The organism is Pseudomonas sp. So3.2b (genome assembly GCF_019464415.1).
GTDB lineage: Bacteria > Pseudomonadota > Gammaproteobacteria > Pseudomonadales > Pseudomonadaceae > Aquipseudomonas > Aquipseudomonas shahriarae.
In genome coordinates this window covers 1,344,666-1,367,461 of the sequence record NZ_CP080494.1, presented here as the reverse complement: position 1 = coordinate 1,367,461, position 22,796 = coordinate 1,344,666, and the positions used below count along the sequence as shown (strand labels likewise).

The following is a 22,796-nucleotide window of genomic DNA, read 5'->3' as shown; positions in this document are numbered from 1 at the left end:
GATGCCAGCAACACCTTACGGCAGGCAACGCACCTTGCCAGGCAGGTGAAATGATTTGAATCCAGCGCGCGCCTTCTAGACAATCCCCACCTTTGGCTCGAAAGGATGCGTGCAATGAAGTTCGAAGGGACTTTCCAATACATGGGCAATCACGGGATCGTGTTCAACGTCTCGCAGATCACCCTCACCGACAGCGAGCGCGGACGCTTGGGCGAGTTGCATTTTGGTGAAGCGAAAAGCGCCCACTATGAGGTCAACCGCAAGGTCGTCGAGGTGTACGACAAGATGCTGGCCAAGAACCTGCCGTGCCTGATGATGATCGGCATCTCCAAGCCGCTGACCCGGCAACAGGGCGATGTTCTCAATGCCCAACGCACCAAGATCGCTAACCTCGCGGCCTCGGCCTTCGCTGGCGCCACCTCTTATATAGCCTCCCCCTACGTGGGTGCCCCTGTCGGCGCCGGTGTGCGCATGTATGTGAATGAAACCCTGCCCACCTATCATGCAGGCGACATACTGGTCAGCATCGAGGCGCAGGTGAATGGCGGTATCGGCCCACAACGTAGCGCCTCGACACTGATCATCAAGACCTGATGGGAGAAACACATGTCTGACATTACCCAGTTGGTCATTGCCTTGGTGCTGTTCTTTCTGCTCGATCGGTTTCTGAAGCCGTACCCACTTCGCAAATGGCTAGGGGTGCTGCTGGTAGCGATCGGAGCGGTCGGCTGCGTGGCTGCAAGCCAAATCCGTTTGTTTGGGTTTGACCTGGGGCTGCTGTCGATCTTTGCCGTTGCACTGGGGGTGGGGTTGTTCCTGAAGCGGCGGCGGTTCGAACAGAGAGGGTGAAGGTGGCAGGAATTTGCGCTGATTAGCGCCCCAAAGCCCCAGTAGTAAAAGGGGACGGACTTGTTTGAAAATAGATCCGTGCCCTTTTCCTGATCAGGATGCAGCACTGCAGATCGGGATTGCCTGCCAAGCAACGGATACATTTATTCCCAGCGGGGCCTGAAGTATTCAGGAGCAAGCCAAAAAAGAGGTTCCTAGAGCTGGGCTCCTACCCCCGAAGCAAACGCCGACGGAACCAAACAACTCCAACTAAGATTGAAACCCCAACTACCACCCCATTCCCTAACAACCAAATCCCAAAATTCCGACTCTGGTCCGCATCATTCTCGTAAAACGGCCCAAAGTAAGCCGAAGCCGCTACAACCAACCCGTTAAACACCGCAACCGCCACAGCCACCACCAACGCTACAAATAACATGCCCTTAACTACCGTCATAAAACCTTCCAAAACCAAATCTCCCTGGACTCGTGATAATCCGAGAACGTCCCCTCAATCAAAAACCCAAGTTGAATACGCGGGTAGCTCAACCAATCCGTCAACCGCCGCCCATTCCACAGATCAATGTGATCACCACTGCGATTGCCAAATGTCTCGCTCCCCCGGCGCCAAAAGTCCTTGAAGAAAATGATGCCTCGCTGCCCTTGCAGCTCATCCTCGAAACCTTCGGGTGTGACCTTTCTCATTCGTTGCAAGCCGGGAATGTTCGTACCGCTTAATGCTCTGGCCATTTCTTCTGCTGCCAGTACATGGCCCTCAGCCTTGGGATGCTGCCAACAATAGCGCACGCCTCTTAATTTGCTCAGATCAGCGCCTGATCTGCGCAGTGCAACACCAAGGTTGATCGCGCATTGATCACTGAAGTTTTTGGCACCGTTGGCCCGGCATGGCGCTGCGTCTCCATAGATCTGCGGGTGGTTTTTCCATAGGGAATCGAAAGTGAGCATTCCGCGTCTCCATCGCGTATTTTTCACGCAAAAGTAGCAAACGCAGTGCTGCCAAAGACGGGGCTACATGAAAACAGGAAAGATCCTACCAGCACGCAACGTTTAGGACAGAAAAGCAGCGGCGGTAAGCTTAGAGCTCGTATCGGCGCGGTCGTGGCAAAGACCCAACCACGCCAAGGCAGGCACTTGCCCTTGACCGTCCTACATCTCATATCGGCCCAGCCAATCCATCCCCCCAATCTATCGATTTGAGCTCTCCCCCACCCTCCCCGACTATTGGTGCCACTTCCAACAACAAAAACCAGGAACACGCCATGACTGCCCGATTCCATAACCCGGTAGACACCCGCGTCGGCTGGGGCTGCCTGCAAGACCTGGCCAGTATCACTGCGCAGCAGACCGTCGCCCTCGTCACCTTCCCGGAGGCCCGTGGCCTGGGCTTGGTCGAGCGGATCCAGGGATTGCTGGGCGAGCGTCTGGTGTATGTCGTCGAGGATGTGCAGCCCAATCCCGATGTCGCGCAATTGCGTGAAACCTACGAGCGCTTCTGGCTGCAAGCCGGGGATTGCGATGTGGTGCTGGCCGTCGGTGGCGGCAGTGCGATTGATACGGCCAAGGCGCTGATTGTCGGCACTGAGTCCGGGCAGTTCGATGAATTACTGGCATTGTTGGCGACCGGCCAGCCGTTTGTGCCGGCGCACTGCAAGACCTTGATCGCTGCGCCGACCACGGCGGGCACCGGCAGTGAGGTGACGCCCTGGGCGACAATCTGGGATTCGGCCAGCCACAAGAAGTATTCCCTGCACCTGGATTGCACCTGGCCGAAGGTGGCGATTGTCGACCCACAATTGATGCTGACCGTACCGGCCGGGGTCACGGTGTCGACGGGGCTGGACGCCTTGTCCCACGCGCTGGAGGCGATCTGGAACATCAATGCCAATCCGATTTCGGACACGTTCGCGGTATCGGCCATCGAGGACATCCTGGAATGCCTGCCACCGCTGCGGCGCGACCTCGGTAATCAGGAGTTGCGCTCGCGCATGGCCTTGGCCGCGCTCAAGGCCGGCCTGGCGTTTTCCAATACCAAGACTGCGCTAGCCCACTCCATTTCCTACGAGATGACCCTGCACCACGGCCTGCCCCATGGCATCGCCTGCTCCTTTACCTTGCCGCTGGTCCTTGGCTTGGCGTGGGGACATGACGCGGCGCGGGATCGCACCCTGCAACGGGTGTTCGGTGATGACCTGGACAAAGCCCAGACCCGGTTGCGCAACTTCCTGCATAGCCTGGAGGTAAAAACCGAGTTTGCCGATTACGGCGTCACGCCCACCGAGGCCGCCGCGATGATCCGCTTCGCCCTGCAAGGTGCACGCGGCAAAAACTTTATCGGTTCGAAAGCCGCCTAGGCTCAACGCAATTCAGTCTTTCCTCTTGCACCTGTAAAGGGTGCCACCCCGTCGCTGCGGCTTCGGGGGCGAATAACAATAAGGAAAACATCATGAATCGTGCACAAACCCTGCCTGCCCCTGCCGTTCGCTCGGCGTCGTTCCGTTTTGCCCAGTGGCGCATGCTGCTCGCGGCGATGTTTTGTTACCTGTTTTTCTACACTGGGCGCCAGACCTTCGGCTTCGCCATCCCGGGAATCCAGGCCGAGTTCGGCCTGACCAAGGAAGTGCTGGGCTGGATCTCGGCCGCCATGCTCTGGTCCTATGCCATCGGCCAGGCGATCAACGGCAACCTGGCCGATAAGTTCGGCGGACGGCGCATTATGACCCTGGGCGCGGTGCTGTCCTGTGGCGCCAACTGGGTCACCAGTTTTGCCAGTGGTTTTGCCGGGTTGATCCTGCCGTGGGGCATCAACGGTTACTTCCAGGCCCTGGGCTGGGCGCCGGGTAGTCGCTTGATCTCCAACTGGTGGAGCGCCAGCGAGCGCGGCCGGGTCTATGGCTTCTACGTGTTCGCCGCCGGCTGCGCGTCGGTGCTGTCCTATGTGACCTCCATCGTGGTGTTGGAGGTGCTGCAACTGGAATGGCGCTGGATCTTCCGCCTGCCGGTCCTGTTGATGTTGGCCGGGGGTATCCTGTTTTACCTGGTGGCCCGTGAGCGCCCACAGGACCTGGGCTTCGAACCCCTGGCCGATACCGGCGTGGCCAACGCCGAGGACAAGGGCCATGAAGTGGCCCACGGCGAAGAGGAAACCTCGGCCCAGCGCTACAAGGCAGTGCTGAAAAACGCGCGCCTGATCATTGCCGCCGTGTCCCTGGGTTTCCAGAACGCTGCGCGCTACGGCCTGATCGTGTGGGTGCCGGTGCATTTCCTCGGCGCCAACTGGAAAAGCGGCGACAGCATGATCGATCCAAAGTGGATCACCGTCGCCCTGCCGGTGGGCATGGCCGTCGGCGCCCTGAGCAATGGCTGGGTGTCGGACAAGCTGTTCGGCTCCAAGCGCTACCTGGCGATCATGCTCTATATGTTCCTCGGCGCCGCGACCAGCCTGTGGATGTGGAGCCTGCCACCCCATAGCGCGATCGGCCTGGTGGCGCTGTTTCTCTGCGGGTTCTTTGTCTACGGCCCGGCGTCCAGCTTCTGGGCTTTGTGCCCGGACCTGGTGGGTGCCAAGCGCGCAGGCACGGCCACGGGTGTGATGAACTTCTCGTCTTATCTGTTCGCCGGCCTGGCAGAACCGCTGATCGGCAGTATGCTCGACAGTACCGGCAATACGTCGCTGATCTTCATCGTCGTCACCTCGGCCTGCCTGTGCAGCGCGGTGGTGGCCCTGTTTATCCGCCGTTGATGACCCGGCTCGGCTGATCCCTGGAACAGGATGCGTTATGTACCAGTACCACAAGTGGCTACGGTCCTTTCATGCGGTGGCGAAGACCGGCAGTTTCACCCTCGCCGCCGAGTACTTGAGCGTCGGCCAGCCGACTGTCAGCGAACAGGTCAACGGCCTGGAAAAGCAGTTCTCGGTGGAGTTGTTCCACCGCCGTGGGCGCTTTATCGAGATGAGCTCGGCCGGCCATGCGCTCTACGGGATCACCCAGGGCCTGTTCGGCCAGGAGGATGAGGCCATGCAACTGCTGCACAGCTTCAAGCAGCGCAAGACCGGGATGTTGCGCCTGGGCGCTGTTTCGCCGCCCATCGCCATGAACCTGACGTACGAGTTGATGCAGCGCCACCCGGATATCACGCTGGAGACCTCGTTTTCCCCGGAGAAGGAGACCCTCGACCGCCTGTTCAATTTTGATATCGACGTGGCAATCCTGGCCCTCTCGGAGTTTGACCAACGCTTCGATACGCAGCTGTACCGGCGTTACCCGATCATTGCGGTGGTGCGCGACGACCATCCCTGGGCTGCGCAGAAAGAGGTACACGTCGAGCAGATCAGCCAGGAGCGTTGGGTCATGCGCGAACGCAGCTCGCGCACCCGGCAACTGGTGGAAGAAAGCTGCAAGCGCCTGGGGGTGGACCTCAACTGCGTGATGCAGCTCAACAGCCGCGAAGCCATCGTGCATGCCATCGCCAAGGGTATCGGCATTGGCTTTGTATCGGCGGTGGAATACGCCGAAACGCCGGGTACCACACCGATCACCTTCGTCGACCACCCGTTTTCCATCGACTACCACCTGTGTTGCCTGGGCATCCGGCGCAACCGACCGATGATCGCCGAACTGTTCGAGGCCAGCCCCATACCGGCTACCTGATTCGCTTCACCCTTTTGCACTCAACCGGCTTACCTCGTGAATCGAGGGACGGCCTGCTCATACCCGAAAATGGAGATTGATCATGCATTACCAACAACCTTCTACGTTACAAGCCGTGGTCCTGGACTGGGCCGGCACCGTCGTCGACTTCGGCTCGTTTGCGCCCACGCAGATTTTCGTCGAGGCCTTTGCCGAGTTCGGCGTCGCCGTGTCCCTGGAGGAAGCCCGCGGGCCGATGGGCATGGGCAAGTGGGATCACATCCGCACCCTGTGCAATCAGCCGCAGATTGCCGAGCGCTATCGTGCGGTGTTCAACCGCCAGCCGACCGACGCAGACGTCACCGCCCTGTACGAGCGTTTCATGCCGTTGCAGATCGAGAAAATCGCCCTGCACTCGGCACTGATTCCCGGTGCACTGGAGGCGATTGAAACCCTGCGTGCCAAGGGTTTGAAGATCGGCTCGTGCTCGGGCTACCCGGCGGTGGTGATGGCCAAGGTAGTCGAGTTGGCGCGGCAAAATGGCTATGTGGCCGATCATGTGGTGGCCACCGACGAAGTGCCCAACGGTCGCCCGCATCCGGCCCAGGCCCTGGCCAATGTGATCGCCCTGGGCATCAGCGATGTGGCGGCGTGCGTCAAGGTCGATGACACCTGGCCGGGAATCCTGGAAGGACGCAGTGCCGGCATGTGGACAGTCGCCCTGACCTGCTCGGGCAACGCACTGGGACGGACCTACGCGCAATACAAGGCGCTGCCGGCCGAAGAACTGGCGCAGGAACGCGAGCGTATTACACAGATGTTTGAAGGGTCACGGCCGCACTACCTGATCGACACCATCGTCGACCTGCCGGCAGTAATCGACGATATCAATGCGCGACTGGCACGCGGGGAAACACCTCAAGGCAGTTGAAATCGCTGCCAATCCTGCAGGAGCCGGTTTGCCGGCTCCTGCAATGGATTTGGGTGTATCGCGCTATTGCGCCTGAAAGGTCTCCAGATAGGTCAGCAGGTTCTCGATCTTCTGCTGATCACTGATCCCCCAGAAAATCATGCGGGTGCCGCTCACCACTTTTTTCGGGTTCTCGATATAGGCCGCGAGGGTCTCCCGCGTCCACACCACGCCCGAATTTTTCATCGCGTCGGAATACTGATAGTCCGCCGTGGTGCCCGCCAGCCGCCCGATCACCCCGTTGAGCTGTGGCCCAAAGCCGCCACGGGCGTTCAACCCGACACTGTGGCAACCGCCACAGGTCTTGGCGAACAGCCGGCCGCCTGCCTCGGCATCGCCTGCTGCCACCGCCGACGTGTTGAAGAGCATGGCCGTGAGTAACAGGGTCAGTAAGGCAGCGGGTTTCATCAGGGGCTCCAGGTCACGGGCTTCAGGCGGTAGAGGCGGCAATTATGCCTGCGGTTTACTTGTCCTCGTCCACGTTATTGAAGCGTGCCCGGTTGATCTGCCAAGGCAGGGCTGGCTGTGAACGGATTTTTTTATGTTTGCCACGGCTGAAAAAGTGCGTTTGCAGTTCCAGGAAGTGCCGGTCGCGCCCTACCGACTCAAAGGTTACGACAAAGAAAATCAGCGGTGTGCTGGCCTTGGCCCAGAGCTTGGACGCCTTCTCGATGGCTTCGGGCAAATGGCTTTTGGTGCTGTAGGACACGAAAGTGGAGAACGCCGCCTGTTCATGGTTTTTAAACAGTTTGCTGATTTCATCCACTTTGTCGTTATGGGACTGGACCCACTCCCATTCGACGTTGGACAGGATGCTCTTGTCGGGATATTTCAGGACCGCATCGGTACGCCCGCCCTGTTCGAAATAGGCACGCGCGCCGAGCAATTTCGCGCACTCGCGCATCACCAGCCCCACATGAATCGTCCACCCGGCACGGTTGGTGACGGCATCCACCTCCACCGGAAAATCCTGGTACCACAGGCAATTGAACAGGGTGATGAAGTCGCGTTCGATCCGTTTCATTTTTACTTCCTTAGCGTCGACTGGATAAATGGCAAAGAGCCATCACTCTAAATCAACTGAAGACAAATCGCTCCCGCTGTCTGGCAAAACATTTGGACACAGCCATTCAATTGCCATCACTCCCGCCCTCTGTTTGCATGCGCACTTTCCATCAGCACGTCAGTTCAAGGAGAGATCAATGAGAACCATGGTGGTCGGTGCAAGCAAAGGTTTGGGCAGGGCATTTATGGAAGGCTTGGGCGACGTGGGGGATACCTTGATCGGGGTCTCGCGTAGCCGTCCTACAGGCTTGGTATCCAGCAGCGGCGCCGAAGTGTCATGGGTCGAAGCCGACCTTGGCCAGCCGGCGCAAGCCGCACAGGTCATCGAGCAGGCGGTGGCACAGGACGGCCTGGATACGCTGATCTATAACCTGGGTATCTGGGAAGAACAGGCGTTCGATGAGGCCTACAGCTTCCTCAAGGATGAAGACACGCAGTTGGAAGCCATTGTCAGCTGCAACATCACTGCCCCCCTGCTGCTGATCAAGCGCCTGCTGCCCGTGCTGTTAAAAAGCCCCAACCCACGCATCATCTTTACCGGCTCTACCTCAGGCCTGCCACAGAGTGGGCGCCCGGAGGTGACGTTCGGCGCGTCGAAGTTCGCCTTGCGCGGCATGGCCGATGCCTTGCGTGAAGGTTATCGGCACCAGCGCCTGGGCGTGACCTGCCTGAACCTGGGCTACCTGAATACCGAGGATCCATTGAGCACCTCCCGTCTCGAGGCCGAGCAGCGTGGCGACGGGCAGTTGATCCCGGTACACGACGTGGTGCAAGTGGTGCGCATGGCCTTGAGCCTGTCATCGGCCAGCTTTGTCAAAGAGCTGACTTTGCCGGCCCTGCTGGACGAGCGCTTCTGACGGAACAGGCCGAATCTTCAGACAGCCAGATAAAGCGCCATCAGGCACAACGGCACCAACACCAGCCCCAGCAGCATCATGAACACCACACTCATGGCGTTGGTCCGGGGCGTGCCGACGTGGCTGACAAAGCCCATGCACAACCGTCGCAACAGCTCCGCGCCTCGGGCGAATTGATAGACCACGCCGATGGTGAGCAGCGAGAGGGTTCCGGTCGCCGCGCAGTAAAACAGGATCGGCTCGGGCATGAAATAACTGGAGATAAAGCCTTCGGAGGTGGCATAGATAAACGTCACGGGCTGAAACAGCGCGATCGAATACAGCACATTGCGCAACGGGTTGAACGCGATCGTCGGCCGCACTTCGTCAGCGGGCAACATGGCGTACAGCTCGTTCATGTCCGACCAGCGAAACCAGTAGACCGCCACACTGAACAACAGGTAGGCCAAGGCAATCGTCGCCGAAAAGCACCCCAGGAACTGCCACGAACCAAACCCGCGACGCGCTCCCACGTTGATGCTCCATTTGGTCAACTGGATGGTCACGCAGTCGATCACCATCGCCACCAGCAGCCCCTTGCCGTAGAAGTCCTTGATGGCTTGCAGCACATTCGGCGGCGGCGGCACATTGAACACGTGCTCGGGATTTTTAAACAGGTAGAGATCCAGCAGCCACACCACAAAAAACACCAGCGACACGAGCAAGGTGTACAGCGGGATACTGATCAGTTGGCGCCGGGCGAGGTACGTTTGCCCGAACACCCGTTGGAAGAGGTTGGCCCACAACTGGGCGATCCCGATAAAGCGGTCGCGGCCAAGGCTCATGCCGCCCAAGGTCTTGAGTATTTCCAGGCGGCTTTTCTGGGTGGTAAACGCGACGGCGACCAATACCCCGGTACACCCGAACAACACGGTGGCAACGACGATCAACGCCCCAATCAGTTCTTTCACACTCGCATCCCTTGCTGTGAAGTTACGTGGCCCACATCCTGGCTTATCCCACCCGCGGCTCGCAAGCAGCGGCCGTTTTATCCACGTTGCCGACACGCCCAAGTGACCACCCATCGAATAAAAAATATTCAGTAGAACCTATCCCGTGACCTGCCACTCCACCTTACTCAACCCAGATGGTGGAGTAAGGATCATGGCTCAGCCATCGATATTGGTACTGGAAGACGACGAAATCATTCGCTCGTTGATGGTGGATGTACTGGAGGAGTTCGGCGCGGTGGTGACCTCGTTCCCATCGGCCGATGAAGGCATGATTTTTCTGGAGCGGACCAGTGATCCGGTAGACCTGATTGTCAGCGATATCCAGATGCCCGGCCTGCTCAACGGGTATGACCTGAGCAAGGTCGTGGCCCATCGCTGGCCGTCCTTGCCGGTGGTGCTGACCTCGGGCAATACGGTGATGGCGGCGCAACTGGGCAATACGGTGAAATTCCTGCCCAAGCCATGGAGCACCGAGCGCCTGCTTGACTGTGTGCAGTCGGCATTGGTGCAGGGTACCTCCCTGCACTGATAGCGTCACAACACGGCGGCAATCGAACTTCGCGATAAGGTGTGGGGTCTGTTTTTGAATATTGGGTTATTTTTCTGACAACAACGTCAGATTTTTTACCTAACTTTTCAGATAGAGACGACGGGACAAACAGAATCGTTGCCCGCCCTTCACCCACGCGTCAGCCATGGTTTGCCCTGGCCGACCAGTCCGAGCTTACTGCATGCATCCACAGGCCCATGACGTCGCGGCGCCCTCCCTGCTTGAAGCCTTGCGCGCAGGCACAGCCCTGCTCCATGTGGCCCTGGAAAAACGCTTGCCATTCTTTTCCCCGCAGTTGGATGCCGACGGGTATCGGCGTTTGTTTGAGGCTTACTACGGTTTCTACCACCCGCTGGAATCACGACTGTACGACTGCGCCTTGATTCCTGTGGGATTCAACCAGGCGCTGCGGGTGAAAACCCCTACCCTACACAGTGACCTGATTGCCCTGGGCCTCACCAGCCAGGCGGTTGCCGCCCTGCCCCTCTGCCCTCGCCTGCCACGCCTCGACACCCCGGCCGCCTGCCTGGGCGTGTTGTATGTGCTCGAAGGCGCGACCCTCGGCGGCCAGGTGCTGCGCCGGGAGATGGCCCGGCGCCTGGCGCTGGACGCCAGCAACGGCGGCGCCTTTCTCGATATATACGGCACCGAGACTGGTCGGCGCTGGAAAGACTTTCTCGACTACTTGGGCCACGTCCCGCTGGACGACCTCGGCCGACAGCAGGCGGAGGACGCGGCCTGCTCGACATTCAGCTGTTTTGAGCAATGGCTCGACAGCCAGGAGGTACTGCTATGAAACCCGAAGATTTTGAAGAACTGCTGGCCAACTGTGCCGACGAGCCGATCCGCTTCCCTGGCGCGATCCAGCCTCATGGCGCACTGCTGACCCTGCGCGAACCGGACCTGCAAATCGTGCAAGTCAGCGCCAACGTGTCCAGCCTGTTCAATCACCCGCCTGAGACCTTGCTTGGCCAGCCACTGGATACGCTGTTGGGCGCGGACAACGCGCGCACGGTGCAGCAGATCGCCAGTCAACTTAACTTTATCGACGCCCCGGCGCTGCATGTCACCCTCAACGGGAGCGAGTTCGAAGGCCTGCTGCACCGCCATCAAGGCGTGCTGGTGCTGGAGTTCGAGCCACGCTACGAGCACTTCCAGCCCAAGTCGGTGAACGGCCGCGCCAGCAACCTGGGCAAGATGTTGCAACGTTTGCAGTCGGCGAAAACCCTGCAAGCCTTGTACGAAATCAGCGTGAGCGAAATCCAGGCCATGACCGGCTATGACCGTGTGCTGATTTATCGCTTCGAAGAGGAAGGCCACGGCCAGGTCATCGCCGAAGCGTCCGCGCCGTCCATGGAACTGTTCAACGGCCTGTTCTTCCCGGCGTCCGACATCCCGGAACAGGCCCGCGAGTTGTACCGCACCAACTGGCTGCGAATCATCCCCAATGCCGACTACGAGCCGGTGCCGCTGCTACCCAAGCTGCACCCGGATACCGGGCAACCGCTGGATTTGAGCTTCGCGACCCTGCGCAGCGTGTCGCCGATCCACTGCCAGTACATGAAGAACATGGGCGTGCTGTCGTCCATGAGCATCTCGCTGATGAAAGGCGACAAATTGTGGGGGTTAATCAGTTGCGGCAACCGCGAGCCGCTGCACGTGCCCAACGACCTGCGCACCACCTGCCAGACCATCGGCCAGGTGCTGTCGTTGCAGATCAGCGCCATGGAGGCCCTGGATATCAGCCGCCAGCGTGAAGAAAAAGTCGAGGCCCTGGACACACTCAACCAGGCAATGAGCGCGTCAGCGGACACGGTGTTCGACGGCCTGGCCCAATGCCCGCAGGTGTTGATGGACCTGGTCCTGGCCGGTGGCGTGGCGATCATTGAGGGCCAGCAACTGCATCGCTATGGCAACTGCCCGGAACCGGCGCAGATCCGCGCCTTACACAAATGGCTGCAGGACACCGGGCAACCGGTGTTTGCCAGCCACCACCTGTCAGCGGTCTACCCGCCCGCAGCCGACTATCAGCCAGTGGCCAGTGGCGTCCTGGCCATGAGCCTGCCCAAGCCGGTGGACAACGGCGTGCTGTGGTTCCGCCCGGAAGTCAAAGAGAACATCCAGTGGAGCGGCGACCCGCAGAAACCGCTGGCCCTGGAACAATCCGACGCGGGCCTGCGCCTTCGCCCACGCACCTCGTTTGAAATCTGGAAGGTGGAAATGGCTGGCATCTCCACCAAGTGGAGCTCTGGCGACCGTTTCGCCGCCAACGACCTGCGCCGTTCGGCCCTGGAAAACGACCTGGCCCGCCAGGTCCTGCGCGAGCAACAAGCGGTGCGCGCCCGGGATGAACTGGTGGCGGTGGTGTCCCATGACCTGCGCAACCCGATGACCGTGATTTCAATGCTGTGCGGCATGATGCAAAAGGCGTTCAGCTCTGATGGCGCCCACACCTCGCGGCGAATTTCCTCGGCCATCGACACCATGCAGCAGGCCGCCGCGCGCATGAATGTGTTGCTGGAGGATTTGCTAGACACCTCAAAGATCGAGGCGGGCCGCTATACCGTCAAGCCGGTGCCCCTGGACGTCAGCCAGATCCTCGAAGAAGCCTATGCGCTGCTGGCGCCCCTGGCCCAGGAAAAGGGGGTTGACCTGTCGTTCAACGCCGAACCCGGCCTGCAGATCAACGCCGACCCGGAGCGTTTGTTCCAGGTACTGTCGAACCTGATCGGCAACGCCATCAAGTTCACCCCGCGCCAGGGCAAGATCGGGATTTCGGCGATGAGCAATGGCGAGGAGATTGTGTTTGCGGTGCGCGACTCCGGCGAAGGCATTGCCCCTGACCAACTGCCCCACGTGTTTGATCGCTACTGGACCCTGACCGAAAACAACCCCACGGGCAGCGGCCTTGGGCTGTACATCACCCAGGGCATCGTCAAGGCCCACGGCGGGCGGATCGAAGCCGAAAGCGAGCTGGGGCGTGGCAGTGAATTCCGCTTTACCGTCCCCAAGGTCACGCAGCCCCCATGCTGACCGCGCGGCCCACTGTGCCTACCTCTGTGGCGAGCGGGCTTGCCCGCGCTGGGCTGCGCAGCGGCCCCCTTCAGACCTCTACGGTGTGTCAGGCATACCATAGCGCCCGGTTTTGGGGCTGCTGCGCAGCCCAGCGCGGGCAAGCCCGCTCGCCACAACCACATCACAAAACTCAGAGCCAGACCGCATCCCATAATGGGTAGTCACCGATATGCTCCACCAGCCCTGCCCTCAGCGGATTGGCAATAATATAGCGAGCGATTTTCCGGTGGTCCTCTTCAGCCCTCACCGCACGGTCATGATAACCACGCTGCCAAAACGGCCCCGTGGTACCGCGAGCACGGTTTATCGTCAGCGTGCTCCGGGACTTGGTCCGCCCCATGACTTGCGCCAACCCCATCTCTTGCAGCTCAAACAGCCAATGAAGGTGATCCGGCATAATGACCCAGGCCAGCGAGTTGACCTGGCCTGAGTCATGGGTACGCTTAAGCTCGGCCACCAACAATCGGCCCAGGCGCAGATCACGGAACAATGGCCGTCGCCCATACACGACGGCGGTTATCAGATAGGATCGGCCTGGCTCCGAGTACCGGCCACGGCGTAACAAATGAGAGTCTGGCTGACGAAGCATTCCTTTGCGCCTTTGAACAATAAGTACATGTCGAGGCTAGCAGCGGATATCAGCCAATGACCGTAAGATTGGTGAACACATGTATCCGCTTGCCACAGTGAGCCTGCTTTGACAAAACACCGACATCCACTGCGTTAACCTACCCAGTCCAATCCCGCACAGAGCCGTGTTTTCATGCTGCAACCCGACACATTGCCCGCCGTCCTCGCCGGCCCCTTATTGCGTCGCCTGGAGCCGGGCCGCCTGGTGTTGTGGCTGGTGGGCAGTCGCGCGCTGGCATTGACCTTGCGGCTGCAGTTCTGTCAGGACGAAGGCGAACAGTCCCTGGATATCGACCTCGACGCCACACGCTGCCAGGTCATTGCCGTGGGCCGCGCGGCGTTTATCCACCTGATTGATGTGTCGCTGGCCACGCCGCTGCCCCAGGACGTGCCCATCCGTTATGACCTGCTGATCGAGGGTGGCGCCGGCATCGCCCAATGGGCCCCGCATCTGTTGTACCCAGGCGCCCAGGCCCCGGACTTCATCCTGCACAGCCGTATCCGCCAGTTGCTGCACGGTTCTTGCCGCAAACCCCACCATTACGCCGACGAGGGCCTGCTCTGCGCTGATCGCCTGTTGGCCGCCGACCGCAGCCTGGCCCAGCGCCCGGCGTTGTTGATGATGAGTGGCGACCAGGTGTACGCCGACGATGTGGCCGGGCCGATGCTGCGCGCCATCCATGGGCTGATTGCGCGCCTGGGCCTGTTCGATGAGCACCTCGATGGCGCCGTGGTGGACGACAGCGCCAAACTCTACGACCACCCTGCCAGCTATTACCATCGCGCCGATCTGTTGCCGGCCCTGGAGAGCAACGAGACCCTGCGCGAACGCTTTTTTGGCGGGGTGAAAAAGCCGATCTTCACCAGCAGCACCGCCGACAACCACCTGGTGACTTTCGCCGAAGTCATGGCCATGTACCTGTTGGTCTGGTCGCCCACCCCCTGGACCCTGATCGCCACACAGCCGCCCACTCGGCTCACTGCCGAAGAACGGGCGCGCTACGCCCGCGAACAGGTGCCTGTGGATAAGTTTCGCGACGGTCTGGGCGGTGTGGCCCGGGTGTTCGCCCATGTGCCGTGCCTGATGATTTTCGATGATCACGACATCACCGATGACTGGAACCTCAGCGCCCAGTGGGAACAGACCGCCTATGGCCACCCGTTCTCCAAACGCATCATCGGCAACGCCTTGCTCGCCTATATGCTCTGCCAGGGCTGGGGCAACAACCCCGATGCCTTCGCCACGCTTGTGGAAAAAACCCTGGCCCTGAGCGCGACGGCCCAGCAGCACGACAACCATTTACCCGCGCCCGCCCAGGACCAATTGCTTGAAGAACTCCTGCAGTTTCAACAGTGGCATTACGTGCTGCCCACCACCCCGGCGCTGGTGGTCATCGACACCCGTACGCGGCGCTGGCGCAGTGAATTCACCCTCAAGCAACCGTCCGGCCTGCTGGACTGGGAAGCCTTGAGTGAGCTGCAACAAGAACTGCTCGACCACCCTTCGGCAATCATCGTGTCGCCTGCGCCGATCTTCGGCGTCAAGCTGATCGAGACGGTGCAGAAAGTCTTCAGTTGGTGCGGTTACCCACTGTTGGTCGATGCCGAAAACTGGATGGCCCACCGTGGCGCCGCGCAGGTAATCCTGAATATCTTCCGCCACTCGCGCACCCCAGGTAACTACGTGATTCTGTCGGGGGATGTGCACTACTCGTTCGTCTACCAGGTGCTGATCCGCCATCGCAACGGCGGGCCGAATATCTGGCAGATCACCAGCAGTGGCATCAAGAACCAATTCCCGCCGCGCCTGCTGGAATGGTTCGACCGCCTTAACCGCTGGCTCTACTCACCACGCTCGCCCCTGAACTGGCTGACCCGGCGCCGGCGCATGCAAGTGGTGCCGTATATCCCGGAACATGCCGAAGCGGGAGAGCGTCTGTGGAACAGTGCCGGCATCGGCCAGGTGCTTTTCAATGAGCAAGGGCAGCCGGAGGCGATTTACCAGCACAACGCCAACGGCTCGGCTCCTACCCGGATGGTGGAACCGCTCTAGCTTGGTCACCAACAATAATGGCGTTTAGCCACAATTTTACCCAGACAAACCTCGCTGTACAGTACGCCCAGCCACGGAGTATCGGCGTTAACACCTGACTGGCCACAATGAGCCAGCATCCTCGCAGGGAGCGCGCAGATGGGCGATACATCCGATTTGGATCCGTTGAACAGTGAGCTTTTCGACGTCAACGCCGACCTGGTCCATGCCATCATGGAACTGGTCAGCGATGGAATCTGGGACTGGAATGCCAACACCGGGTTTGTCTATCGCAACCCCGGCTGGTACGAAATGCTCGGTTACGATCACCATTCCCTGGAAAACACCGTCTTCACCTGGGAAAGCGTGATCCACCCCGACGATTACCCCCATGTGATGAAAGTCTTCGATGACTACATCAATAGCCGCACCCCTCACTATCAAGCCGAATACCGCTGTCGAAAAAAAGACGGCACCTGGCTGTGGATCGAAGACCGTGGCTACATCATTGCCCGCAATGCCGATGGCTCGGTGTCGCGCATGGTCGGCGCCCACCGCAGCATTCATGAGCGCAAACGCTCCCTGGAACAGCTTGAGCGGCGCAACCAATCCCTTGAAGCGCTGGTGGCCGAACGCACCCGCGAATTGTCGCGGGTCAACCAGCAACTGCAGTTACAGCTCGAGGAAAACCGCTCCCTGGCCGAGCGCGATACCTTGACCCGCATCGCCAACCGCTATCGCCTGGAAAAAGCCCTGCTCGAAGAGTGTGCGCGCGCTCAGCGGTTTCGTCTGCCGCTGGCGGTGATTGCCATGGATGTCGATGACTTCAAGTTGATCAACGACCAGCATGGACACGCCGTGGGCGATGCCACCCTGCTGCGGGTAGTCGAATGCCTGGAGCATTGCGTGCGTCAGGGCGACCTGCTGGCACGTTGGGGGGGCGACGAGTTTATGCTGATTATGCCCAAGAGCACCGTGGAAACCGCCCGGATACTGGCCGAGCGCATTCGCCGGGCGGTGCTCGACCTGCCTCCCATGGGCGATTTCAACGTGACCCTGAGCCTGGGGGTGGTACAGCGCCTCGATGGCGAATCACCCGCCGACCTGATGGCCCGGGCGGACCAGGCGCTGTACCGGTCCAAGGCCGCGGGCAAGGACCGGGTTTCGCAATAACCGTTAGCGCACCGGCGGCGCGTACTGGATGCCGCCGTTGTTCCACAGCGCATTGAGGCCGCGCGGGATCTTCAGCACGCTGCCCTGGCCAATGTTGCGCTCGAACACCTCGCCATAGTTGCCTACTTGCTTGACGATCTGCACCACCCAGTCCTTGCGCAGCTTCAAATCCTTGCCGTACTCCCCATCGGCCCCCAGCAGGCGGGCGATGTCGGGGTTCTTGGTGGTCTTGGCCTGTTCCTCGACGTTCTTCGAGGTGATGCCCATTTCCTCGGCATTGAGCATGGCAAACAGCGTCCACTTGACGATGCTGAACCAGTCGTCATCACCCTTGCGCACCAGCGGGCCCAGGGGTTCCTTGGAGATCACTTCCGGCAGCACGATAAACTCATCCGGGTGCGCCATCTTGATCCGCTGGGCGTACAGGCCCGACTGGTCGGTGGTCAGCACGTCGCAACGGCCGGCTTCCAGGCCCTTGGCACTTTCATCGGCGGTGTCGAAGGTGATCGGGGTGTATTTCATGCCATTGGCACGGAAGTAATCCGAGACGTTCAACTCGGTGGTGGTGCCGGCCTGGATACAGATGGTCGCGCCATCCAGCTCCTTGGCGTGGGCCACTCCCAGCTTGGTATTCACCAGAAACCCGATACCGTCGTAATAGGTCACGCCGGTAAACACCAGGCCCATTCCGGAATCCCGGGAGCTGGTCCAGGTGGTATTGCGCGAGATCACGTCGATTTCCCCGGATTGCAACGCAGTGAAGCGCTCCTTGGCGGTCAGTTGGGTGAATTTGACCTTTGAGGCATCGCCAAACACGGCGGCGGCAACGGCATGGCACACATCAACGTCGATGCCGGTCATCTTGCCCTGGGCGTCCGGCACGCCGAAGCCTGGCAAGCCGTCGCTGACCCCACATTGGATAAAGCCCTTTTTCTGGATCGCGTCCAGGGTCGCGCCTGCGTGAGCGGTGCCGGCCAGGCCCAGGACAGTGGCGGCGGTGAGTGCTGCCAGGGTGGATTTCAGATGCTGCATGCAAGGCTCTCCGTGTTGGATTTTATTATTTGGCGCCGCAAACCCGGGCCAGTTTATTTATAGTGTTGCCGGTCAGTATCAACGGCTTTACACCTGGGTCACAAATGACGTTTAGGCAAAGGCTCCTTCCTGTTTGGAATGAACTCCCATGATCTCAAAACGCTTGACCCCTTCGATGACTGCCCTGCAATGCTTCGAAGCCGCTGCCCGGCACCTGAGCTTCACCCGTGCCGCCGAAGAACTGCACCTGACCCAAAGTGCGGTGAGCAAGCAAGTGGCGCAACTGGAGGAAATGCTCTGCCACAAGCTCTTCGAGCGCGTGCGCCAGCGTCTGTACCTGTCGCCGGCCGGCTCGCTGTACCTGGCAGAAGTGCACAAGATCCTGACCCAGGTGGATATCTCCAGTCGCTATATCCTCACCTACGGTGGTGAAACCGAGGTGCTGCGCATCGCCACCCAACCGACCTTCGGCGACCGCTGGCTGGTGCCCAAGCTCAAGGACTTTGCCGCCCGTCATCCGAATATCCACCTGGATGTGCGCAACGAGCTCGAACCCTTCGACGTGCTGCAGGCCAAGGCCGATATCGCGTTCTTCTTCGGCCAGGGGTCATGGCCGGGGGCCACCTGCATTGAGCTGTTTCGCGAAGCGGTAGTGCCGGTGTGCGCACCGGGGTTTGTCGCCCAGGGCAGCGACGCTTCATCGCAACACACCTTGCTGCAATGCACCTCACGGCCCGAGGCCTGGCACGAGTGGTTCCTGGAACAGGGCCTGCATTCACAGAACAGCTACCACGGACCGCGCTTCGACACGTTCTACATGTGCATACGCGCGGCGCAATCGGGTTACGGCGTGGCACTGGTGCCGCACTACCTGGTGGCTGACGAATTGGCCCAGGGCAGCCTGGTGGTGCCATGGGACTATGCGATGCCCAGCAGTGGCGCGCACTTTATCGCCCATGCCGAGCATGCTGGGGAGATTCCCAAGGTGAAGGCGTTTTTGCAGTGGATGGTGGAGTACACCCACTCTCACTGTGGGGGCGGGCTTGCCTGCGATGGTGGTGTATCAGTCAACTGATGGGCTGCCTGATGCTCCCCCATCGCGGCATAGGTATCTACACACTCTCTTCTGGGTATGTGTACATATCCGTTGCTTCGGTAACGGCGGCTATTGGTTCCGCTCTTACAGCGGGTCACTTTTGGAAAAGAGCCCTGTACGGACCGGACACATAGTGGACACATGTGCGGGGACATAGTTGACACATTATGAACCATAGTCCGGTTTGCTCACGTCGATCGTTCGTAGGAAATGGTGGCAGAAGTAGACGTCAAAGAGCCCGTCACTTTCAGGGTTAGGCCGAACTGCGATGTGCTGCCCAACCAGCCCCTTGGCAATGCTGAAGTAACGTTTCTGAAAGCGAAATCGGCTGTGATAAACCTTGGCCAGCACATCATCCGGCCCATATTCAAACTCCGATAGCTGCTGCGGATAAGCCCAGGGGCTTGCTCGATACCGGTCCATAGGCACCTTGTAGTCCAGTGCTTGGTGAGGGCGTTTTAAGTTATAGACCTCACGCCATTGATCAAACGCTGTTTGAGCATCCTTGATCGTGGAGAATTGACGCCCATCAAGCACCTCGGCTTTGAGTGAACGATGGAAGCGCTCAATCTTTCCATTGGTTTGAGGGTGATAAGGACGACTGAAGCTGATCCTGATCCCCAAGCGAATCAACCAGATACTTAATTCTGTGATTTCCCCAGGGTTGCGTGGCGAGCCCCATGGCGGCCCATTGTCAACGTTGATGCGAGCCGGTAAACCAAAGCGCTGGAATACCTCGATCATCTTTTCCTTCACTGTGATTCCACGCTCGTTATCACAAGCTTGAATCGCCAAATTGAATCGTGAGTGATCGTCCAGCAACGTCAGCGGATGGCATCGGCCTTCTTGCGTCGGGAAGTGCCCTTTGAAATCCATCTGCCAAAGATCGTTAGGTGCATCGTGTTCAAATCTCAGCTTTGCTTCTTGTTCCTTCTGAACAGGCTGAATCAGCCCGCATCGGTGCAGAACATTGGTGACAGTGCTAGGAGCAATCTGCTTTTTCAAAAGGCTGCTGATTGTACGTCCGCCCCAAGCGGGATGTGCTCGCCTAAGCGCTATGACTTCCGCTTCCAGAGCTGGCGCGGTTAGCTTTGGGCTAGTCGCAGGTTTTCGGGACTTCTCTTGCAGTCCAGACTGCCCCTGCATTTCATAGCGTTTCAACCACTTATAGGCCGTTTGCGGACTGATGCCGAACCGTCGACACAGCTCTCGTTTATTGCTGCCGGGTTGCCGTGCTAAGGCAATGAACTCTTCTTTCAGGCTCATGGTATCTCTCGTGTCCCAGGGCATGATGGCTTTCCGGCGAAGTTGGCTCGCCAAAAGTGTCCACCATGTCCCCGCACACCCGTCAACCATGTGTCCGGTCCGTACAGAAAAGAGCCCCAAAAGTAACCAAAAGGGCTCTTGCCCCACCACTCGGCACCTCGCCTAGGCTCGGTGTGCCCGTCATCCGACATTGATTTGGGGGGCCGCCGCGATGGGCCATCCATGGCCCAGCGCGGCTAACCCGGCGTCCTGCCGGGTTACCCCCCAAATCAATGTCGGATGACGGCCAGCGTGGTTTAACGGGGCGCCTAAGATCAAAATCACAAGCAAAGCGAGGCGGCCTTAGAGCCGACCTGATCGTCGAAGCGTGCGCGTACCCCTGTGGGAGCTGGCTTGTCGGGTCGCCGCATCGCTGCGATGACGGTGTCTCAGTCGATAAATGTATTGGCTGATGAACCGCCATCGCAGCGATGCGGCGACCCGACAAGCCAGCTCCCACAGGGGAATGCAGCTTCGCGCTCTGGCTTTGCTGTTGCTCTGCTTTTGATCTGGCTTTTGATCTTAGGCGCCCCGTTAAACCACGCTGGCCGCAGGCAGGTATTGCGCAGTGGGCACCCCGGCATGGATGCCGGGGTAGCCGCGACACGGCCAGGGATGGCCGATCGCGGCGGGCCCACGGAGCAATGCCTGACTGCGGGCATGCCGAGCCTAGGCGAGGCACCGAGTGGTGGGGCAAGAGCGCTTTGCTTACTTTGGCGCTCTTCCAAAGTGAGCCGCCGTAAGGGCGGAACCCTAAGTGGCCGTGACCGCAGCAACGGATATGTACACATCCCCAACAACCAAATCAACCAACCCATCTGCTGACTGATACACCACCATCGCGGGCAAGCCCACTCCCACCGCAAAGCCATTGCCACATCCCGATTTTTGCGAATGACCCGGCGACTTTATTTCGTTTGCCGGGCCACCGCGCTCGCGGCTTAGATAGGCGCAAACCGCCCCTTTGCGAGCCCGTGATCCATGAGCCACGAAACCATCAGCCAGTCGATTTCCATCGTCCATCCCATCTGCCTGAGCCACGGGCGCAACGCCGAAGTCTGGGACACCGAGGGCAAGCGCTATATCGACTTTGTCGGCGGCATTGGCGTGCTCAACCTCGGCCATTGCCACCCGGCTGTGGTCGAGGCGATTCGCGAGCAGGCTACCCGGCTCACCCATTACGCCTTCAATGCCGCGCCGCACGCGCCCTATATCCAGTTGATGGAGCGCCTCAGCGCCTTTATCCCGGTGGCTTACCCGGTCAGCGGCATGCTGACCAACAGCGGCGCCGAAGCCGCCGAGAACGCGCTGAAGATCGTCCGTGGCGCCACCGGCCGCACCGCCGTGATTGCTTTTGACGGCGGCTTCCACGGGCGCACCCTGGCCACCCTCAACCTCAACGGCAAGGTGGCGCCCTACAAGCAAAAAGTCGGCGTGCTACCCGGCCCGGTTTTTCACCTGCCCTACCCCAGCGCAGACAATGGCGTGACCACAGACGATGCACTCAAAGCCATGGAGCGCCTGTTCAGCGTCGAAATCGACATCGCCGACGTGGCCTGTTTCATCCTCGAACCGGTGCAGGGCGAAGCCGGTTTCCTGGCCCTCGACATTCCCTTCGCCAGAGCCCTGCGGCGCCTGTGCGATGAACACGGCATTCTGTTGATCGCCGACGAAATCCAATCCGGCTTTGGCCGCACTGGCCAGCGTTTCGCCTTCTCACGCCTGGGCATCGAACCCGACCTGATCCTGCTGGGCAAAAGCATCGCCGGCGGCGTGCCCCTGGGCGCCGTGGTCGGACGCAAGGCCTTGCTGGACAACCTGCCCAAAGGCGGCCTGGGCGGCACCTATTCCGGCAACCCGATCGCCTGCGCGGCCGCCCTGGCCACCCTGGATGTGATGAGCGACGAACACCTGCAAGCCTGGGGCGAACAACAGGAAGCCGCGATCTGCGGGCGCCATGCCGCCTGGCAGGCGAAAAAAATCTCGCCCTACCTCGGCCGCCTGACCGGCGTCGGCGCCATGCGCGGTATCGAGTTGGTCAACCCCGACGGCAGCCCAGCCAGCGCCCAACTCCAACAACTGCTGAACCTGGCCCGCGACGCAGGATTGCTGCTGATGCCCAGCGGCAAGGCCCGGCATATCATCCGCTTACTGGCCCCGCTGACCATCGAGCCGGCGGTGTTGGAGGAAGGCTTGGATATTCTGGAGAAATGCCTGGCACAGCTGGACGCGCCGGCATGTCGCAGATGACCCAGCGGGCTCTGGAGCGAGGCGATGCGGCTGTCACCCTCGGCCTGTCTGTGCTGCAGGTACTGGGTTTGGGACAGGACATAGCCCATATCGCCGCCAAAGGTGGCGATTGGCAACGGATACTGATTGCTCCAGGCAGAACATTGGGCGGCGCACGTCCAATGCGACGGCCACCTGCGGATCGCCAATGGCCGACATTGGCCAACGCCATGGACGTATCTCGTCAAGAACAGGATCGGATGAGCCGGGAATTCAGGCTGGCGCTGTAGGAGCCGACAAGTCGGCCCCTACA

22 protein-coding genes are annotated in these 22,796 nt (G+C 60.0%); 15 read left to right on the top strand and 7 right to left on the bottom strand.

The features are described from left to right. The first annotated feature begins 114 nt into the window (after positions 1-114). Together K1X80_RS06025 and K1X80_RS06020 are read left to right on the top strand one after the other, a co-directional pair. Positions 115-594, top strand: coding sequence for a hypothetical protein (locus K1X80_RS06025; protein ID WP_120731731.1), 480 nt, complete (start codon positions 115-117; stop codon positions 592-594). Positions 595-606: 12 nt separating this feature from the next. Beyond that, complete coding sequence (locus K1X80_RS06020; protein ID WP_115127478.1) at positions 607-849, top strand: hypothetical protein; 243 nt, start codon at positions 607-609, stop codon at positions 847-849. Positions 850-1,281: 432 nt separating this feature from the next. Here K1X80_RS06020 and K1X80_RS06015 read toward each other — a convergent pair whose 3' ends face one another. Continuing rightward, positions 1,282-1,794, bottom strand: coding sequence for a type VI secretion system amidase effector protein Tae4 (locus K1X80_RS06015; protein WP_220172716.1), 513 nt, complete (start codon positions 1,792-1,794; stop codon positions 1,282-1,284). Between the two features lie 314 nt (positions 1,795-2,108). Here K1X80_RS06015 and psrA point away from each other — a divergent pair, with 314 nt between their 5' ends. The 4 genes from psrA to phnX all read left to right on the top strand — a co-directional run bounded on the left by psrA (position 2,109) and on the right by phnX (position 6,408). Then, on the top strand, positions 2,109-3,200 hold the full coding sequence (psrA, locus tag K1X80_RS06010) for an iron-containing alcohol dehydrogenase PsrA (RefSeq protein WP_220172715.1): 1,092 nt from the start codon (positions 2,109-2,111) through the stop codon (positions 3,198-3,200). Positions 3,201-3,292: 92 nt separating this feature from the next. Continuing rightward, positions 3,293-4,588 (top strand): MFS transporter, encoded by a 1,296-nt coding sequence (locus tag K1X80_RS06005; protein WP_057437908.1) that lies wholly within the window; start codon positions 3,293-3,295, stop codon positions 4,586-4,588. Between the two features lie 37 nt (positions 4,589-4,625). After that, positions 4,626-5,498, top strand: coding sequence for a LysR substrate-binding domain-containing protein (locus K1X80_RS06000; protein WP_057437906.1), 873 nt, complete (start codon positions 4,626-4,628; stop codon positions 5,496-5,498). A gap of 82 nt (positions 5,499-5,580) precedes the next feature. Next, a complete protein-coding gene (gene phnX / locus K1X80_RS05995) occupies positions 5,581-6,408 on the top strand; it encodes a phosphonoacetaldehyde hydrolase (RefSeq protein WP_198800090.1) in 828 nt (275 codons plus the stop codon). A 63-nt stretch (positions 6,409-6,471) separates the two neighbouring features. Here the strand turns inward: phnX and K1X80_RS05990 are convergent, their stop codons facing one another. Continuing rightward, positions 6,472-6,855 carry a cytochrome c family protein gene (locus K1X80_RS05990; RefSeq protein ID WP_057437904.1) on the bottom strand — a complete coding sequence of 128 codons (384 nt, stop codon included), beginning with the start codon at positions 6,853-6,855 and terminating at the stop codon, positions 6,472-6,474. A 55-nt stretch (positions 6,856-6,910) separates the two neighbouring features. After that, positions 6,911-7,471, bottom strand: a complete 561-nt coding sequence (locus tag K1X80_RS05985; RefSeq protein ID WP_029300252.1) for a hypothetical protein — start codon at positions 7,469-7,471, stop codon at positions 6,911-6,913. Positions 7,472-7,649: 178 nt separating this feature from the next. Here K1X80_RS05985 and K1X80_RS05980 point away from each other — a divergent pair, with 178 nt between their 5' ends. Then, a complete protein-coding gene (locus tag K1X80_RS05980; RefSeq protein ID WP_220172714.1) occupies positions 7,650-8,369 on the top strand; it encodes an SDR family oxidoreductase in 720 nt (239 codons plus the stop codon). A 17-nt stretch (positions 8,370-8,386) separates the two neighbouring features. Here the strand turns inward: K1X80_RS05980 and K1X80_RS05975 are convergent, their stop codons facing one another. Beyond that, positions 8,387-9,319, bottom strand: a complete 933-nt coding sequence (locus tag K1X80_RS05975; protein WP_220172713.1) for a hypothetical protein — start codon at positions 9,317-9,319, stop codon at positions 8,387-8,389. Positions 9,320-9,512: 193 nt separating this feature from the next. Here K1X80_RS05975 and K1X80_RS05970 point away from each other — a divergent pair, with 193 nt between their 5' ends. The 3 genes from K1X80_RS05970 to K1X80_RS05960 all read left to right on the top strand — a co-directional run bounded on the left by K1X80_RS05970 (position 9,513) and on the right by K1X80_RS05960 (position 12,944). Further along, positions 9,513-9,890 carry a response regulator gene (locus K1X80_RS05970; RefSeq protein ID WP_057444523.1) on the top strand — a complete coding sequence of 126 codons (378 nt, stop codon included), beginning with the start codon at positions 9,513-9,515 and terminating at the stop codon, positions 9,888-9,890. Between the two features lie 202 nt (positions 9,891-10,092). Beyond that, on the top strand, positions 10,093-10,707 hold the full coding sequence (locus K1X80_RS05965) for a biliverdin-producing heme oxygenase (RefSeq protein ID WP_128593807.1): 615 nt from the start codon (positions 10,093-10,095) through the stop codon (positions 10,705-10,707). Next, positions 10,704-12,944: an ATP-binding protein gene (locus K1X80_RS05960; RefSeq protein WP_220172712.1), complete on the top strand. Its 2,241-nt coding sequence runs from the start codon at positions 10,704-10,706 to the stop codon at positions 12,942-12,944. The genes K1X80_RS05965 and K1X80_RS05960 overlap by 4 nt, the downstream gene beginning before the upstream one ends. Positions 12,945-13,116: 172 nt before the next feature. Here the strand turns inward: K1X80_RS05960 and K1X80_RS05955 are convergent, their stop codons facing one another. Then, the gene (locus K1X80_RS05955; RefSeq protein WP_057960582.1) at positions 13,117-13,575 is read right to left on the bottom strand and encodes an REP-associated tyrosine transposase; all 459 of its coding nucleotides are present in this window, start codon (positions 13,573-13,575) and stop codon (positions 13,117-13,119) included. Between the two features lie 174 nt (positions 13,576-13,749). Between K1X80_RS05955 and K1X80_RS05950 the strand changes: the two genes are divergently transcribed. Both K1X80_RS05950 and K1X80_RS05945 read left to right on the top strand, forming a co-directional pair. After that, complete coding sequence (locus K1X80_RS05950; RefSeq protein ID WP_057960583.1) at positions 13,750-15,669, top strand: alkaline phosphatase D family protein; 1,920 nt, start codon at positions 13,750-13,752, stop codon at positions 15,667-15,669. Positions 15,670-15,807: 138 nt separating this feature from the next. Further along, positions 15,808-16,821, top strand: coding sequence for a diguanylate cyclase domain-containing protein (locus K1X80_RS05945; RefSeq protein WP_057960584.1), 1,014 nt, complete (start codon positions 15,808-15,810; stop codon positions 16,819-16,821). 3 nt (positions 16,822-16,824) lie between these two features. Here the strand turns inward: K1X80_RS05945 and K1X80_RS05940 are convergent, their stop codons facing one another. Beyond that, on the bottom strand, positions 16,825-17,853 hold the full coding sequence (locus tag K1X80_RS05940) for an amino acid ABC transporter substrate-binding protein (protein ID WP_057437889.1): 1,029 nt from the start codon (positions 17,851-17,853) through the stop codon (positions 16,825-16,827). Positions 17,854-18,001: 148 nt separating this feature from the next. Between K1X80_RS05940 and K1X80_RS05935 the strand changes: the two genes are divergently transcribed. Further along, positions 18,002-18,928 (top strand): LysR substrate-binding domain-containing protein, encoded by a 927-nt coding sequence (locus tag K1X80_RS05935; protein WP_128593804.1) that lies wholly within the window; start codon positions 18,002-18,004, stop codon positions 18,926-18,928. A gap of 186 nt (positions 18,929-19,114) precedes the next feature. Here K1X80_RS05935 and K1X80_RS05930 read toward each other — a convergent pair whose 3' ends face one another. After that, positions 19,115-20,239, bottom strand: a complete 1,125-nt coding sequence (locus K1X80_RS05930) for an IS481 family transposase (protein ID WP_057961168.1) — start codon at positions 20,237-20,239, stop codon at positions 19,115-19,117. Positions 20,240-21,235: 996 nt separating this feature from the next. Here K1X80_RS05930 and K1X80_RS05925 point away from each other — a divergent pair. Further along, positions 21,236-22,504, top strand: coding sequence for an aspartate aminotransferase family protein (locus K1X80_RS05925; protein WP_057960586.1), 1,269 nt, complete (start codon positions 21,236-21,238; stop codon positions 22,502-22,504). Then, entirely contained in the window at positions 22,492-22,773 is a 282-nt protein-coding gene (locus K1X80_RS05920) for a hypothetical protein (protein ID WP_057960587.1), read from the top strand. The genes K1X80_RS05925 and K1X80_RS05920 overlap by 13 nt, the downstream gene beginning before the upstream one ends. Positions 22,774-22,796: the final 23 nt, after the last annotated feature.